General features: G+C 38.2%; 16 protein-coding genes. 11 read left to right on the top strand and 5 right to left on the bottom strand.

Translation table 11 applies throughout. From position 1 onward, the window contains the following. The first annotated feature begins 53 nt into the window (after nt 1-53). The 5 genes from GXK58_RS07370 to GXK58_RS07350 all read left to right on the top strand — a co-directional run bounded on the left by GXK58_RS07370 (nt 54) and on the right by GXK58_RS07350 (nt 3,648). Nucleotides 54-527, top strand: coding sequence for a cell wall elongation regulator TseB-like domain-containing protein (locus GXK58_RS07370; protein ID WP_160721297.1), 474 nt, complete (start codon nt 54-56; stop codon nt 525-527). Between the two features lie 31 nt (nt 528-558). Next, entirely contained in the window at nt 559-1,746 is a 1,188-nt protein-coding gene (locus GXK58_RS07365; RefSeq protein ID WP_160722168.1) for a pyridoxal phosphate-dependent aminotransferase, read from the top strand. Nucleotides 1,747-1,877: 131 nt separating this feature from the next. Then, nucleotides 1,878-2,576, top strand: coding sequence for a DnaD domain-containing protein (locus GXK58_RS07360; protein WP_160721295.1), 699 nt, complete (start codon nt 1,878-1,880; stop codon nt 2,574-2,576). Between the two features lie 63 nt (nt 2,577-2,639). Next, the gene (gene nth / locus GXK58_RS07355) at nt 2,640-3,302 is read left to right on the top strand and encodes an endonuclease III (protein WP_160721293.1); all 663 of its coding nucleotides are present in this window, start codon (nt 2,640-2,642) and stop codon (nt 3,300-3,302) included. Next, entirely contained in the window at nt 3,295-3,648 is a 354-nt protein-coding gene (locus tag GXK58_RS07350) for a YpoC family protein (protein WP_160721291.1), read from the top strand. Before nth ends, GXK58_RS07350 begins: the two co-directional genes overlap by 8 nt. Before the next feature lie 28 nt (nt 3,649-3,676). On the opposite strand, the gene GXK58_RS07345 is transcribed toward GXK58_RS07350, so the two are convergent. Both GXK58_RS07345 and recU read right to left on the bottom strand, forming a co-directional pair. Further along, entirely contained in the window at nt 3,677-6,322 is a 2,646-nt protein-coding gene (locus tag GXK58_RS07345; RefSeq protein ID WP_160721289.1) for a transglycosylase domain-containing protein, read from the bottom strand. A gap of 42 nt (nt 6,323-6,364) precedes the next feature. Then, the gene (gene recU, locus GXK58_RS07340) at nt 6,365-6,964 is read right to left on the bottom strand and encodes a Holliday junction resolvase RecU (protein WP_160722166.1); all 600 of its coding nucleotides are present in this window, start codon (nt 6,962-6,964) and stop codon (nt 6,365-6,367) included. A 183-nt stretch (nt 6,965-7,147) separates the two neighbouring features. Here recU and GXK58_RS07335 point away from each other — a divergent pair, with 183 nt between their 5' ends. The 3 genes from GXK58_RS07335 (at nt 7,148) to GXK58_RS07325 (ending at nt 9,184) form a co-directional block, all read left to right on the top strand. After that, nucleotides 7,148-8,125 carry a DUF2515 domain-containing protein gene (locus GXK58_RS07335; RefSeq protein WP_160721287.1) on the top strand — a complete coding sequence of 326 codons (978 nt, stop codon included), beginning with the start codon at nt 7,148-7,150 and terminating at the stop codon, nt 8,123-8,125. Between the two features lie 342 nt (nt 8,126-8,467). Continuing rightward, nucleotides 8,468-8,743: a hypothetical protein gene (locus GXK58_RS07330; RefSeq protein ID WP_160721285.1), complete on the top strand. Its 276-nt coding sequence runs from the start codon at nt 8,468-8,470 to the stop codon at nt 8,741-8,743. Between the two features lie 84 nt (nt 8,744-8,827). After that, the gene (locus GXK58_RS07325) at nt 8,828-9,184 is read left to right on the top strand and encodes a DUF1798 family protein (RefSeq protein WP_160721283.1); all 357 of its coding nucleotides are present in this window, start codon (nt 8,828-8,830) and stop codon (nt 9,182-9,184) included. A 106-nt stretch (nt 9,185-9,290) separates the two neighbouring features. On the opposite strand, the gene yppF is transcribed toward GXK58_RS07325, so the two are convergent. Beyond that, on the bottom strand, nt 9,291-9,500 hold the full coding sequence (gene yppF, locus GXK58_RS07320; RefSeq protein ID WP_160721281.1) for a YppF family protein: 210 nt from the start codon (nt 9,498-9,500) through the stop codon (nt 9,291-9,293). Nucleotides 9,501-9,687: 187 nt separating this feature from the next. Here yppF and GXK58_RS07315 point away from each other — a divergent pair, with 187 nt between their 5' ends. Further along, nucleotides 9,688-10,242: a YppG family protein gene (locus GXK58_RS07315; protein ID WP_237389596.1), complete on the top strand. Its 555-nt coding sequence runs from the start codon at nt 9,688-9,690 to the stop codon at nt 10,240-10,242. Between the two features lie 70 nt (nt 10,243-10,312). Here the strand turns inward: GXK58_RS07315 and GXK58_RS07310 are convergent, their stop codons facing one another. Next, a complete protein-coding gene (locus GXK58_RS07310; RefSeq protein WP_237389595.1) occupies nt 10,313-10,795 on the bottom strand; it encodes an Hsp20/alpha crystallin family protein in 483 nt (160 codons plus the stop codon). Between the two features lie 192 nt (nt 10,796-10,987). Between GXK58_RS07310 and hcp the strand changes: the two genes are divergently transcribed. Further along, nucleotides 10,988-12,277 (top strand): hydroxylamine reductase, encoded by a 1,290-nt coding sequence (gene hcp, locus GXK58_RS07305; protein WP_160721277.1) that lies wholly within the window; start codon nt 10,988-10,990, stop codon nt 12,275-12,277. A 246-nt stretch (nt 12,278-12,523) separates the two neighbouring features. Here hcp and GXK58_RS07300 read toward each other — a convergent pair whose 3' ends face one another. Next, nucleotides 12,524-13,222, bottom strand: a complete 699-nt coding sequence (locus GXK58_RS07300) for a Crp/Fnr family transcriptional regulator (protein WP_160721275.1) — start codon at nt 13,220-13,222, stop codon at nt 12,524-12,526. Nucleotides 13,223-13,388: 166 nt separating this feature from the next. Here GXK58_RS07300 and GXK58_RS07295 point away from each other — a divergent pair, with 166 nt between their 5' ends. Next, nucleotides 13,389-15,680, top strand: coding sequence for a DEAD/DEAH box helicase (locus GXK58_RS07295; RefSeq protein ID WP_160721273.1), 2,292 nt, complete (start codon nt 13,389-13,391; stop codon nt 15,678-15,680). Nucleotide 15,681 lies beyond the last annotated feature (1 nt).

The raw sequence follows: 15,681 nt of genomic DNA, 5'->3' as shown, positions 1-15,681 counted from the left end.
AATAGAGTCTTGTTATTACTATATATCGTACATAGAGAAGTGAAAAAGAAAAAATGAAAAAATGGATTGTTATTCCGCTACTAGTTGTATTAGTCATATCTGCATTGTTGGTAAAGGTTTATTTTTCTTCCGTTCAACCGGTTCGAGCAGCTGAAAAAAAGGCTGTCTCCGTTGCTAAGGATCATATTCAATTTAGTGAAATTGATGACTTCCATATTTACAATGGTAATGAGACAGTTAGTGTGATTGAAGGGAAAAATAAACAAGGTGACAAAGTCATCGTTTGGATACCTGATAAAAGTAAAAAGGTTTTCACTAAAAAGGCAGCGGATGGCATCACTAAAGAAGATGCTATCCAAAAATTATTGCAGGAGAAACAACCTAAGAAAATTATTTCCGTCCGGTTAGGAATGGAAAAAAATATTCCTTTATGGGAAATCTACTACCGTTCGGAAAATAATTTAATAAATTATTACTATGTTCACTTTGAAACCGGTGAATGGCTAAAAAAAATTGAAAATTTATAGCTTGTGGAGACTGGAGGAAAGAGAAATGGCAATCAAACTTGCAAACCGGGTAATGGCACTTACGCCATCTACTACGTTAGCAATTACAGCAAAAGCAAAGGAATTGAAGGAAAAAGGGGAAGATGTGATTGGATTAGGGGCAGGGGAACCTGACTATAATACCCCTCAGCACATATTAGATGCCGCTGCAGAATCAATGAATGAAGGGCATACAAAGTACACTCCGTCGGCAGGGTTACCTGCCTTAAAAAAGGCCATCATAAATAAGTTTGCAGTTGATCAAGGATTGACCTACCAGCCTAATGAAATTATTGTTGGCAATGGAGCAAAACATGTTCTTTATACGTTATTCCAAGTCATCTTAAATGAGGGTGACGAAGTAATCATACCTACACCTTATTGGGTCAGCTATCCTGAACAGGTAAAGCTGGCAGGCGGTGTGCCTGTTTATGTTGAAGGGCTTGAAGAAAATAGTTTTAAAATTACACCAGAACAATTAAAAGCGGTAATTACAGATAAAACCAAAGCGGTGATCATTAATTCACCAAGCAATCCGACCGGTGTTTTATACACAGAAAAGGAACTCTTAGAATTAGGAAAAATCTGTTTAGCTGAGGATATTTTAATTGTTTCAGATGAAATATATGAGAAACTTGTTTACTCAGGTGCCAAACATGTTTCTATTGCAGAGCTGTCTGCTGAATTGAAAGAGCAAACCATTGTTATTAATGGGGTATCCAAGTCTCATTCGATGACCGGCTGGAGAATTGGTTATGCTGCAGGTAACAAACAAATCGTTGAGGCCATGACTAACCTGGCCAGCCATAGTACATCCAATCCTACTACTACAGCACAATACGCTGCCATCGCTGCTTATAATGGCTCACAAGAACCTGTTGAAGAAATGAGGCAGGCATTTGAGCAGAGATTAGAGATCATTTATGATAAATTAGTGGCGATCCCTGGATTTAGCTGTGTGAAGCCGCAGGGTGCCTTTTACCTGTATCCAAATGTTAAGGATGCTGCTGAAATGACAGGCTTTAGTAATGTTGATGACTTCGTTGAGGCGTTGCTCGTAGAAGCTAAGGTTGCTGTTATTCCGGGTTCCGGGTTTGGTACTCCAGATAATATTCGTCTATCTTATGCAACATCACTTGACCTATTAGAAAAAGCTGTAGAACGAATGGCGCAATTTGTTACGGCAAAAGTTAATAGTTAACCACTATATACCCGAGTATTACGAAAAGTCTGCATTTTGCAGGCTTTTTGTTTTTCCTTTCCAAAGATGGATTCCTAATACTCTTACTCGAATAGATTGTTCATGATATACTAATCTAGAGGTGTCGACAGATGAAATCAAATATATTAGCCTGGATGCAGGAAGGGAATATATCAATTCCCACCATGCTTTTTTCGGAATATCGAAATTTAAACTTAAATGAAACGGAACTTGTCCTTTTATTAAATATTATTACTTTCATTGAAAAAGGGAATGAATTTCCTACTCCTGAGGAGCTTTCAGCTAGAATGACCATTTCGATTGCTGAATGTAATGATATGCTTCGGAGGATGATACAGCGGGGCTTTATTGAAATAATTGACCAGTATTCCAATGAAGGCATTCGGTATGAAAAATATTCAGTTAATCCCCTATGGGAAAAACTAGTTGATCAGTTTTTAGTAAAGGATCAGCTAACGAGACAATTAGAAAAGAAAACAGAAGAAACAGATGTCTATACTTGTTTTGAAAAAGAATTTGGCCGGCCATTATCACCATTTGAGTGTGAATCCCTTGGAATGTGGATGGACGATGATCACCATGATCCAATAATCATAAAAGCTGCACTTCGTGAGGCAGTCATGTCGGGCAAATTAAATTTTCGCTATATTGATCGGATTCTTTTTGAATGGAAGAAAAACGGGATTAAAACCATTGAACAGGCAAAAAATCATGGACGTAAATTCCGGCAAAAGCAAGTTGAAAAAGTACATGGCAAGGATGACTCAGAGCAGCCCGCCGTCCCTTTTTATAACTGGTTGGAGCAGTAATAAATTCAATTAACGAGGGAACCTTCTCTCGTTTTCTTTTATTTTATATGGCAGGTGATTTCATTGCTTAATAATACACAAATTAGATATTGCTTAGATGAAATGGGTAAAATGTTTCCAGAAGCACATTGTGAACTAAACCATTCCAATCCTTTTGAACTTGTTATCGCCGTATCGTTATCTGCACAATGTACCGACGCACTTGTTAATAAGGTGACAAAGGATTTATTTAAAAAGTATAAAACTCCAGAAGATTATTTAAATGTTTCAATAGAAGAACTTCAAAATGATATCCGCTCAATCGGTTTATATCGTAATAAAGCAAAAAATATACAGAGCCTATGCCGAATGTTATTAGAAGAATATAATGGTGTGCTGCCTATGGATCGAGATGAGCTGACAAAGCTGGCGGGAGTAGGCAGGAAAACGGCCAATGTGGTTGTATCTGTAGCCTTTGATATTCCAGCTATAGCAGTGGATACACATGTGGAGAGGGTTAGTAAACGCTTAGGCATATGCCGTTGGAAGGATTCAGTTCTGGAAGTTGAGAAAACGTTAATGAAAAAGGTACCAAAAGATGAGTGGTCTGTTACACATCACCGGTTAATTTTCTTTGGACGTTATCACTGTAAAGCCCAAAATCCACAATGTCCGACCTGTCCATTATTAGAACTGTGCCGAGAAGGAAAAAAGCGAATGAAAGGCAAGGACACTGTGAATGGATAATCGTCTTAAAGCTGCTGCTGCACTACTTACAGAATGGGGACAAATTCAATCTCAAATTGAACCATTATTTCGTGCGCGAGATCAGAGAAACAGTAAAGAGTGGATGGAAAAGGGTATCAAGCTGTTCCTGCAATTTTTATTTCTTACCAATAATGTAAGCTTACCAGTTAATGAAGACGCATATGATCAATTTCATTTTAAGCCGGTTAATATGAAAGAGAGACTAGATTTTGTTAAGTCAAGACCTGATCTATATCATTCCTATCGCCAGTTAAGTGAACTAATGGGTGAGCAGGAAAAGCAGTTTGTAAAAAGTAATATCGCAAAAAAATCGTCCAGGAGCTAACCTGGACGATTTTTTCTGTATATAGTACTTACTCATCTTCTTCGCCAGTACCGGTGTTCTGACTGCTTGGCGGGGTTACAGGGGTAGTAACAGGCGGGGTGGCGCCCCCTCCTTGGTTATTACTATTATCCTCTTCATTTCCGCTGCCATTATCAGTTCCATTATCATTTCCGGTATCTGTTCCATCATTATTTCCATTATTAGTTTCGTTCCCATTCCCGTTTCCGTTATCATTCCCGTTCCCGTTCCCGTTCCCGTTCCCGTTCCCATTCCCATTCCCATTCCCTGGATCGGTTACAGTACCAGGATCAGTTTGCTCTTCAACCTTAGGAATTTCAATAGAAGTGTGGACTGAATCACTTTTATTAGTTCCATTAGTGGCAAAAATGGAGATTGTATATTTTTCCCCCGGATTAGCCTTAAAAGTAATACTTTCTCCTGACTGAACGGAGTGATTCGGATTGGTTGTACTGTCAATGGTAATGTCAAACTGGGCATTTCTACTTGAGTTATAGTTCCATGTGACCACAACATTTCCACTGGTTTCATCATATTTAGCCGCTAAATTTGAAGGTGCATTAAGTTTGTTATATTTCTCGGATACCTTTTTAGGTGAATGCCCCTTGACCGCATATTCAATAGAAACCTGACTGCTTGGAGTATATTGACTAGCCAATACCGCCGGCATAGTTCCTTTCTCAATTCTCACTTTTTGAACACTATCAGGCATTGTAAAATCAGGAGTTTCAATGTCCTCAGATACATAAGCCATTAAATTCTTAAATAACAACTGGGCTATTCTTTGATTGCTGCCTTGTGCAGTAATTGGAGTTTTACGGCTCTCGTACCCTGTCCAAATGGATGCTGTATAATTTGTTGTATACCCTGTGAACCAGGCATCTGGTACAGAACTGCTGCTTATACCCCATTGTTGCATTTCTTGGTCTGTATAATTTGTTGTCCCTGTTTTTCCGGCAATCGGCAGCCCGGATACTTTGGCCCGAGTCCCTGTACCAGGGTATTCCAGAACGCTCTCTAACATATCTGAAACCATAAAAGCTGTTGAGTCCTTCATCGCAACTTTAGGTTCAGGAGCGGTATCAATCATAGTCCCGTCACGCAGCTTTATTTTATTAACCGAATGCGGCTTGGTATAGTATCCATTATTTCCAAAAGCCGCATATGCACCAGACATTTGAAGAGGAGATACTCCTGTTTCAAAGCCGCCAATAGCATAAGATTCGTAGATTTCTTTTAACGGTATCCCAAGACCGACTGCAAAGTCTTTTGCTTTATCTAAGCCCACTTGCTGCAGTGCTTGAACAGCAGGACTATTACGTGATAACTGAAGGGCTGTTCTCATTGTCATTGGTCCCTTATATTTTTGGTCCCAGTTTCCAAATTTCTTGCCTGATGAATAAGTAATTGGTTTATCGTTAATCATTTCATAGGTACCCCAATTTAAATATTCAATAGCCGGACCATAATCAAGCACCGGCTTAATGGTAGAACCAGGCTGGCGTCTCGTATCGATTGCATAGTTAAAAGGGCGTTTAACCTGTTGGTTTCTCCCGCCGCCAATCGCCCGAATTTCTGAGGTCTTGGTATCAAGGAGGACGATACCTGCTTGAAATTTATCATCAGGATAAGGGATGATATTCGAATCCTGTGTATTTAATATTTCATTAACATGCAATTGTGCATCTTTGTCCAGAGTTGTATAGATAGTTAATCCATCTGTATAAATATCAAAATCAGTAGTGTCGCTGACCTCGTCAATAACCGCATCAACAAATGCTTCATATGGTTTATCATCAACTTGGCGCTGTTCTTCCTTTAATACTGTAGCTGTTACAGAAACCTTTTTGGCTTCATCCATTTCTTGTTTTGATATGTATCCGTGCTGTTGCATTAGCGATAAGACAATATTACGTCTTTTTTCAGCTAGATCTGGATGGTTAAATGGATTGTAGTTGTTAGGGCTTTGCGGCATCCCGGCAAGTTGGGCAGCTTCAGCTAATGTTAAGTCTTTTAACTCTTTTCCATAATATATCTTGGCTGCTGTTGCAAGACCGTAACTATTTTCTGATACATATACTTTATTTACATACATCTCAAAAATTTGATGTTTTGTATATTGCTGTTCCAGCTGAAATGAAAGCCATGCTTCTTGAACTTTACGCTTCAGAGTTTTTTCTTGGGTTAAGAAGGCATTTTTAACAACTTGTTGTGTGATTGTACTGCCGCCTTCCGCACCAAAGCCCTGTTGGAAGTTCGCCAAAATGGCACCGCCAAGACGAATCGGATCGATTCCATGGTGCTGATAGAAACGATAATCTTCAGTAGCCAACACCGCATCTTCAAGAACTTCGGGGATGTCTTCATAATTTACATATTCTCGATTAACAGCACCTACTTCGGTAATCTCCTTGCCATCTTTATCTAAAATTTTCGAAGGAATAGGATCTTTTAATAACTTAGGGTCCAATTTAGGAGCGTCTTTTACTAAATAGGCGAAAGTCCCAACTCCAGCAAGTATACCTATAATACCGAGGACTACTAGACTGAGCATGATTTTTTTGAAAAGTCCGCGGGGTTTTTTCTTTGCTTTATTCTTACCTTTGGCCTGGAGTTGTTTCCTGCGCTCCTCTCTTGATTGGTATTGATCAGACATAATGATTTCCTTCCTTTCTTAACTATGAAAAAATGAAGCTTTCTAAAGTTGGTCTATTATTTTAATATAGTCAATTCTTGGCTGAAATCCAAGCGGGATGTGGTATCCTTTCTGTTCTATTTCCACTTTCGTAATGGATTTTCTGCCTCCAGTCTTCATTCTCTCCCAAAACTTTAATAAATGTTTTGCCTCTAGGAAATAAACTTGTTCAAATTTTGTAAAGCGAAGAATCACAAAACATATGCCCCCTTGATCCACTACTTCCTCCATATGCTGAATTTGATGTTGATGGAAATTCTTTAATGGGAACGAGGTCGTATTTTGGGTTTCTTTTGCTTCAAAATCGATATATCTTCCTTTATATACCCCGTTATAATCGGTAGTGGAGGCAAGTTTAAAGTATGCCTCTTTAATTACAGCTGCACTTCTATTCGGATAATCCACCTGAACAATTTGAACAGGCGTTGGTTTTTTATGTATCACCGCGATTTTTTTCTCTCTGTAATACTGATTGGTTTCATTTAAATCTTCTTCCAATGTCATTCCCCGGTTACTATATGACCCATTTTTCGAGTTTTTGACAGAGTCTAATTGCTGTTCCTTCGGTTGGTACCTTTTTCCATTTGGGTAATTAAGATTCATCATTTACACCCCTTTAAGCTATTCCTTATCATACCAAATCTTCGCTCTAATTGGGTGTATAAAATAAATTTTGTCGAACACGCTAATAGTAATTGTATCATTGTATTGAAAAAATAGAGGATCATTCCTTTTGTATAGATTAATACCCAGATTAAACTCTATTAAATATAAGGGAAGATGAATATGAATCATCTTACAATACAGGAACAAACAATTATTCGTCAAATTACAGCTGAAACAAACAAGAAAAATGTCGATAATATTTCAAGAACGAATGCTTATTTTGCCTATTTTAAGCAAAATTCCGATATTATTTGGTCTTTTCTCGCAAGTATGGTTTCCCGAAATGGCGGCTGGAATATGTGTGATCTAGAAGGAGACATTTTCCCAGAAGTAATAGAACCACAAATTAGAAAGCAGCTTTTTTTAACTTATGAACGGGCTAATTGGCTGATTTTTCATGATGTATTTCCCCAGCTTATGCTCTATCAATATTCGACGAAATTTAATCGGCCGATGTTTCACTTACTTCATTATTTCCATGTTTCTGCTTTCATGCAAAAAGAATGGGTTCGGTATTGGAAGGAGGGCGATCAGAAAAGGTTAACAACGGCTTTAATCATTAATGAACAGAATGTAATCCAAGAACCTGTGATTGAGCATCCAATTTATAAGAAAAAAGTCTTTCACTCATTCCTTTTTTCTTTTCAGGATTGGCTGCATTTTAGCTGTGTACTTTTTCCTACCTGTGGAGGGGAGGTTTATGGTGCAAGCGTATATGGATTTAAGTCCCTTTCTAAACGAATTAACCTTGGGAAGAGACTGGCTAGTGTTCTTTTTCATCCGCGTTTGTTTCCTTACTTTTTTGAGTTTGCTGAAAAAACACCACATACTGGTTCAAGATACGATTATGAACAATATTTTAAAATGAAAACGGGCAGAAAAACTCCTCTGCTAAGAACCACTTTTCCCGTGATTGCCCATCATCAACATGAGAATAAAGATTGGAGTAAACAGCGAATCATCTACCCTGCCTGGCTGTATTCTACTGCTCGACATCATCATCCTATTCACCTTACTGACTGGTATTATGAAAAATCCAATCAGCTGCACTTACTACTTTCCCTGCAAAAGTCACTTAATCTAAAAAAGTGGAAATAAAAAAAGCAAGGAATAAAAACTCCTTGCTTTTGCTTAATATTACTCCGCCGGACGATTTGGTCCTTCAAGCTTTTTATCACCATAGCCAGTTTTTTGTTCTGTAACAGCTTTTGATTGCTTGCTTGTAGGATTATTTTTCTTCGCCATAAAAAACACCTCCATCACTAGCATGTGCGGTTCAGCTATTTTTCATGCGGTCTAATAAACATGTCGAATAAGAAATTCATGAACGCAGTATGAGCACTTTCTTTGACGAATTGCTTCTAGTTTTGTCAAGTCAGAAGGATGCTGAAAAAAGAAAGAGAATACTACGTAATAGATATTCGTGAGGAGGGATTAGTAATGAATATACCAATGTCCGAAAAACAGAAAATGCTTATGATGTTAACTGAAATATATGATCAATTAGAAGAATTGGAGTCTGTTCTAGAAGCCTCCTTCTCAGACCAGCGCTTTCATTTGAAAAAAGAGGAACAAGAGAAAATAACGATAACAAGTCATCTTCTGCTTGACCTAGAGGAAAAATCAAGACAAGTAAATCAAAAACCTTATGAGGATATCCTTGATCCTAATCTTAATCCAGTTCCGAAATCCTTAAAACTTGAAATGGGATTTTAACTACCTTTAAAATAAATAATAGTTAAAAGTAGCATCCTGGAATGTTGCTACTTTTTTATTTGCATTTAAGAAGGGAAAAGGAACATGCCGAAAGAAATTCTTTATTTAACAGAAAAACTCTTACAATATAATGAAACATTTTTAAATAACTATCAAGAATGCAGAAAGACAGGAATAAAACATGATTTCAACGATGTGATTAAACCATTTGCAAACGAAGTCAAGGAAATGAATGAACAGTGGAATAAAGCCGCAAAAAAATGGCTGCTTGCCGCAAAAACGGATCATTTGCATTCAAAACAAATTGATATCACGTCTGCCCATATTGATCAAATTTCTATACAATCCTTTTTTCCAGAGACTAGCAAGTCCAGGTTTCTAAACGCCCATCGTACGATAGAGTATATTTTACTGGAAATAATCAAGGAGCTAAATAAATAGAAAGAGATGCAGCACTCTGCATCTCTTTTTGTAGTATTAATTAATAAATGATGATCTGCCCGGCGTTATTTCGGCAGAGGCCCAGCACGGAGTACTGCTGGAATTTTTAAGAATGTTCAAGAAGGGGATGTTCAACATATGCTTCAGGTATAACCGCACCTTGGTTTTCAAGTTCGCGGACAAGCAGGCGATATTCTCTAATATCAATTTCATTGTGAATATACGCACTTTTTGCAAAATCCAATAAGGCATTAACGTCATCAGTACTGTAGTCCCGGCTTTGAATAAATTTGCTTTTTAACTCGCGAATGTCCATATATAGCTCCCCCTTCACCCTTTTTTTAATCGTAACATGAAATAATAGGATTCCTAGTTTTTAAAATATTTAAACTTTAGACAAAATTCCTGTGATTTTGACATTGACAAACATTAACTGATAATCACCTAATGTCTCCTTGCTTCATAATGTGTAATAGAGAATGATAAAGAGGAGATGTTTGCCCATGTTTGGTAAAACTAGACCAAATAATTACGGTCATCATGGATACTCGGGGCAAATGATGCACCAAGTTCCGATGACTCACTTACAATGGAACCCACAGAATGCCACCAACCGAAATCAGCCTATCCAATATCAAACCACACCACAGAATTACTATATGATGCCATATTACCAGAACAACCCTTATTCCCCGCAAGCATTGCAGACATTTGGCCAGACCTTTAACCAGGGATATGTACCACAAAATATGAATTATCCAACTCACATTTCTCAAAAGGATAACCAGTTTCTTTTTCAAAACCCATTGCAGCCTAAGGATGACATGATTCAACAGCCATATATGCCGATAAATGGATACCCAGTAATGAATCCTTATCCTAAGAACAGTTTCATGCCAAAGCAGCCAGGCGGCGTGAAATCACTAATGAATTCCTTCAAGTCACAAGATGGGTCTGTAGACATTAATAAAATGGTTAATACAGCAGGGCAGATGATGAACGCTGTAAATCAAGTGTCATCCCTTGTCAAAGGCTTTGGGGGGATATTTAAAAGTTAAATGAATGGAAAAATAGAAAAGACGGCCATATGTGCCGTCTTTTTCGAATATAAAAATTTTTGAATTTCAATTATTCTTCAATGTCAATTATTTTACCACTTTCACGAGGAATACGGATTTGAAGTAAGCCGTCACGATAGGATGCTTTAACTAATTTCTCATTGACAGCATGTGGGAATGATAATGTTCTCGAAGCTTGCTGCTTAATGTATTTTCGACGGTAAACGTGAGTAAGTTCGTTTTCCTCCGTTTCTAACTCTTTATTTTCAATAGATATGGTTAAATAGTTTCCGTTTATATTTAATTGGATTTGCTCTTTCTTTATTCCTGGAAGCTCAGCAGAAATAATATATTCTTTGGCGGTTTCCACTGTATCAACATGAAAACCTGTCCCTAAAGGAAAAGGTTGACTGAAAAAATCATCAATACTTTGTAAAAAACCCTTCACAGGTTTATCAGTAAAGAAATTATTCATTGATTTTATGAGGTCCCGGAATGGTTCTGGCAGCTGGGATTTATGGTTGTCTTTATCACTTGGAAACATGGATGACATGTTCATTCCCCTCTCTTTCCATTAATTCACTTCCTATCATATGCACAAAAAATGGGTGGGTGCGTCATACGTTTGTCACAAAGAATTGAACATTTTGTTACATATTTATTAGGTGTGATTTGAATCACGCTGATAAAGTGAAAAAATTTGTACGCTAAAGAGGAAATATTATGAAAGAGCGGTGAAAAATACATGTTCTGTTATCAATGTGAACAAACACCTTCTGGCGGCTGTAAGGTTATTGGTGTTTGTGGAAAAGATGAAACCATCGCCAGTTTGCAAGATACCATCATTTTTGGATTAAAAGGAATTGCGGCTTACAGAACACATGCCAATCAGCTGGGATATACCGACCCATTTGTTGATGCCACAACACATGAAGCACTTTATATGACGTTAACAAACTCTAATTTTAATGTACAAGAACATATTGATATGGCAATGAAGGTGGGGCGTTCAGCTGTTCGGGTCATGGAAATGCTCGATGAGGCACATACGAAACGTTTGGGTATTCCTGAACCAATTCGGGTCAGTCAAAATAAAATTGAAGGCAAGTGTATTGTGGTTACAGGACATAATTTATTTGCCTTAGAGGAATTATTGAAACAAACGGAAGGAAAAGGGATCAACATTTATACTCATTCTGAAATGCTCCCTGCCCATGGCTATCCTGCCCTTAAGAAATACACGCATTTAAAAGGAAATATCGGAAAGGCATGGTATGACCAACGCCGCCTATTTGAGAAATTCCCAGGAGCTATTCTTGCCACTACTAACTGTGTAATGCCAATTAAAGGAAGCTATGCTGACCGCATGTTCTCCTATGAAATCGCAGGTCTTGAAAATGTTGAAAAAATTGTAAACGATGATTTTACACCGTTAATTAACAGGGCATTAGAGCTTCCGGAAGCAGCAATTGAATCTGATGAAACATTGCTGACTGGATTCCACCATGAAACCGTCCTAGGGTTAGCACCAGAGGTAATCGATGCAGTAAAAGCAGGTAAGATTAAACGATTCTTTGTTATTGCAGGGTGTGATGCACCGGGTAAAGGCGGAGAATACTATCGTGAACTAGCTACCTCACTTCCACCGGAAACAGTGATACTGACTACATCCTGCGGTAAATTCCGATTTAATGATGTGGATTACGGTGTAGTTCCTGGAACAGACATTCCAAGATATATTGATCTAGGTCAATGTAATAATTCCGGTTCAACGGTAAAGATTGCCTTAGCACTAGCGGATGCGTTCGGATGTGAAGTCAATGAGCTGCCAGTAAGTATTGTCTTGTCTTGGTTTGAACAGAAAGCAGTGGCTATTTTATTAGGACTATTCAGTTTAGGTATTAAGGACATAAGAATTGGGCCAAAACCGCCTGAATTTATATCAGAAGGAGTCCTGCAGGTTTTACAAGATACATTTAATCTTAAGTTAATCGGTACAGCGAAAGAAGATATGGAAGAGATGCTTCAACTTTAAAATTAGTGTGTTAAAGATAGAGTGTTGATTTTAAGCATGTTGATTGGAGCGGAAGGCGGCGAAGACTCCTGCGGGAGTACGGGGCAGGTGAGACCCCGCAGGCGCTTCTGCGCCGAGGAGACTCCCCGGCACGCCCGCGGAAAGCGAAGCCGCCTGGAGCTGAAATCAACATTCATGATTAACAGCCTAAAAATAAAGAAACACCGCAGCAAATAGAAATATAGCTGCGGTGTTTTTTTATCATACTCATATTAAATTTATTTCCTGCATGAGAACCTCTATGTCTACAATCAAGTTTCCTTCATCATCGACTTCAATTAATTCGTCTTTTTTCATTTTTGTTAATGTCCGGCTTATGGTTTCCCTTGTGGTTCCAATCATATTAGCCAAATCCTTGTTGGTGAACTCTGATTTTAAAAGGATGGTACCATCTGCTTGTGGAAGTCCATGTTTCTGAGCGAGACGAATGAGGAGCTTTACTATTTGTTCATATGTATTATTTAAGATTTGCTCCTCTAAACGATTTTGTAAGTCAACAATTTTTTCTCCAAGCACCTTAAAAACTTTAATGCAAAGTTCAGGGTTTTCTATTAAAACTTTTTCAAATTTTATTATTGGTACCGTTATAAGAGTAGAAGGCTCGATCACCTCTGCGTAAGCTGGATATTCCCCTTTTCTAAAGAACCCTACATGGGGGAACATTTCTCCCTTTTTGGCAATTGCAACGATTTGCTCCTTGCCGCTAATGTCACTCTTGTATATCTTTATCTTTCCATCAAAGATAAAGTAGACATTTTCGAGTGGATCGCCTTGAAGGAAGACATGACTCTGTTTTTTCCATTCTCTTGTAATAGAAATATCAGCTATTTTTGTCAGTTCAGAATTGTTTAATGAGCGGAATAGGGTAAATTCACTTAGTACCTGCTTAATATCTTCAATTTTCATTTAATCACCTTTCAATTCTTGTTCCTGATTCTATTTTAACAAAAAATGCTACAATCGTTTATACTATCTGATGGAAAAAGGTTTTAATCTTGTTAATATAATATTTTTATTTTTTTCTTTAATTACGAACGTCTATTCGATAAAATAAAGATATTGAGGTGAGAACATGAAGGTGAAAAAAAGCCTGCAAGAAATACTATCAGATTTAAAAATAAATAATGAGTTTAAAGAAAATATTGTTACATGGCAAACGATTGAAAGTAAATCAGCCGAAACTGTTCCGCTGCCGGAGGACCTGCATTCCGTTCTAAAGGAATCCCTTCAGAAAAAAGGAATTAACTCACTCTATACTCATCAAAAATCAGCCTATGAAAAAATTATCAACGGCCATAGTATTGTAGCTGTTACCCCGACTGCCTCAGGAAAAACACTTTGCTACAATTTGCCTGTGTTACAGTCGATTTTGGCAAATTCAAGTACCAGAGCCCTTTATATTTTCCCCACAAAGGCTCTTGCACAAGACCAAAAAAGTGAAATTAATGAAATAATTGAGGCATCTGGTGCGGATATCAACAGCTATACCTATGATGGAGATACACCTGCAAATATACGTCAGAAGGTAAGAAAAGCAGGGCATGTAGTAATTACTAACCCAGATATGCTCCATTCAGCCATCCTGCCGCATCATACAAAATGGGTATCTTTATTTGAAAATCTTAAATTTGTAGTCATAGATGAACTCCATACCTATCGTGGAGTTTTTGGCAGTCATGTGGCTAATGTCGTCAGAAGATTGAAGAGAATCTGCCGCTATTATGGCAGCAATCCAGTGTTTATTTGTACCTCTGCCACCATTGCCAATCCTCTTGAGCTTGCGGAGAAGCTGACTGAAGAAAAAATGACGTTAATTAATAATAATGGGGCACCAAGCGGAACTAAACATTTTCTATTTTATAATCCACCGATTGTCAATAAGCCTTTAAATATTCGCAGAAGTGCGACACTTGAAGTTCGTAAGCTAGCAGGGGAACTATTAAAAAACAAAATCCAAACCATTGTTTTTGCTAGAAGCAGAGTCAGGGTGGAAATTATCCTGACATACCTTCAGGAATTAGTAAAGCACCAATTAGGGGCAAAATCAATTATGGGGTACCGCGGAGGATACCTGCCAACAGAACGGAGAAAAATTGAAAAAGGCTTGCGTTCAGGTGAAATTTACGGGGTTGTCAGTACAAATGCGCTTGAATTGGGGGTAGATATTGGGCAGCTTCAAGTTTGTATTATGACAGGCTACCCAGGAACAATTTCAAGTGCTTGGCAGCAAGCGGGCAGAGCAGGAAGAAGACATGGAGAGGCCCTTGTAATCATGGTGGCAAGCTCAAGCCCGCTCGATCAGTATATTATTCAAAACCCTGATTACTTCTTTAATAAAAGCCCTGAAACAGCGAGAATTAATCCGGACAATCTTATTATTCTAATTGATCATATGAAATGTGCCGCTTACGAGCTGCCGTTTAAGAATGGTGATAGGTTTGGAAATGTAGAAACAGAAGAGTTATTAGAATACTTGGCAGATGAACGGGTACTGTATCGAAACGGTGATAAATTTTATTGGATGAATGATTCTTTCCCGGCCCATAATATTAGCTTACGGTCTGCTTCACAGGAAAACGTGATTATCGTCGATCAATCAGATGTAGCAAATGTTAAGGTCATCGGAGAAATGGATCGTTTTTCCGCTATGACGCTTCTTCATGATGAAGCCATTTATTTGCATCAAGGAATACAATATCAGGTCGAAAAATTAGATTGGGATGAGAAAAAAGCATTTGTTCGTGAGGTTGATGTCGATTATTTTACCGATGCCAATTTAGCCGTTCAACTAAAGGTGTTAGAAATGGACAAACTTCAAACCCGCGCAGAAGCTGAAATCGGTTATGGTGATGTGAGTGTAAGGGCGATGGCGACCATTTTTAAAAAGATTAAATTCGAAACACATGAAAATATCGGTTCTGGTCCCATCCATCTTCCTGAAGAAGAGCTGCATACCAATGCCGCATGGATTTCAATTAATAAACCGCTGGCTGATATGGGGCAGGAGCGCCTTGAACAGGGCCTCGTGGGGGCGGCACATGCACTAGGGTCTATTGCCCCTTTATTTGTCATGGCCGATCCACAGGATATTCATGTTATTCCTCAAGTGAAGGCAGATCACAATGAAAAACCGACTATTTTCTTTTATGATCGTTATCCGGGCGGGGTTGGATTAAGTGAAAAAATTCATACGGGAATGTCTGATGTTTTCCATGAGACATTAAGAATGATCAATCATTGCCAATGCCAAGCAGGATGCCCATCTTGTATTGGAGCAGATACCGTGGGTGAAACGGCAAAGAAAGATACGGTAACAATCCTTGAGATGTTTCTTGAGACTCCTCTTATAGGCAGGGATGTTTAAT

This window comes from Bacillus sp. USDA818B3_A, from assembly GCF_009928415.1.
Lineage (GTDB): Bacteria > Bacillota > Bacilli > Bacillales > Cytobacillaceae > Neobacillus.
This window is presented reverse-complemented; position numbering and strand designations above follow the sequence as displayed.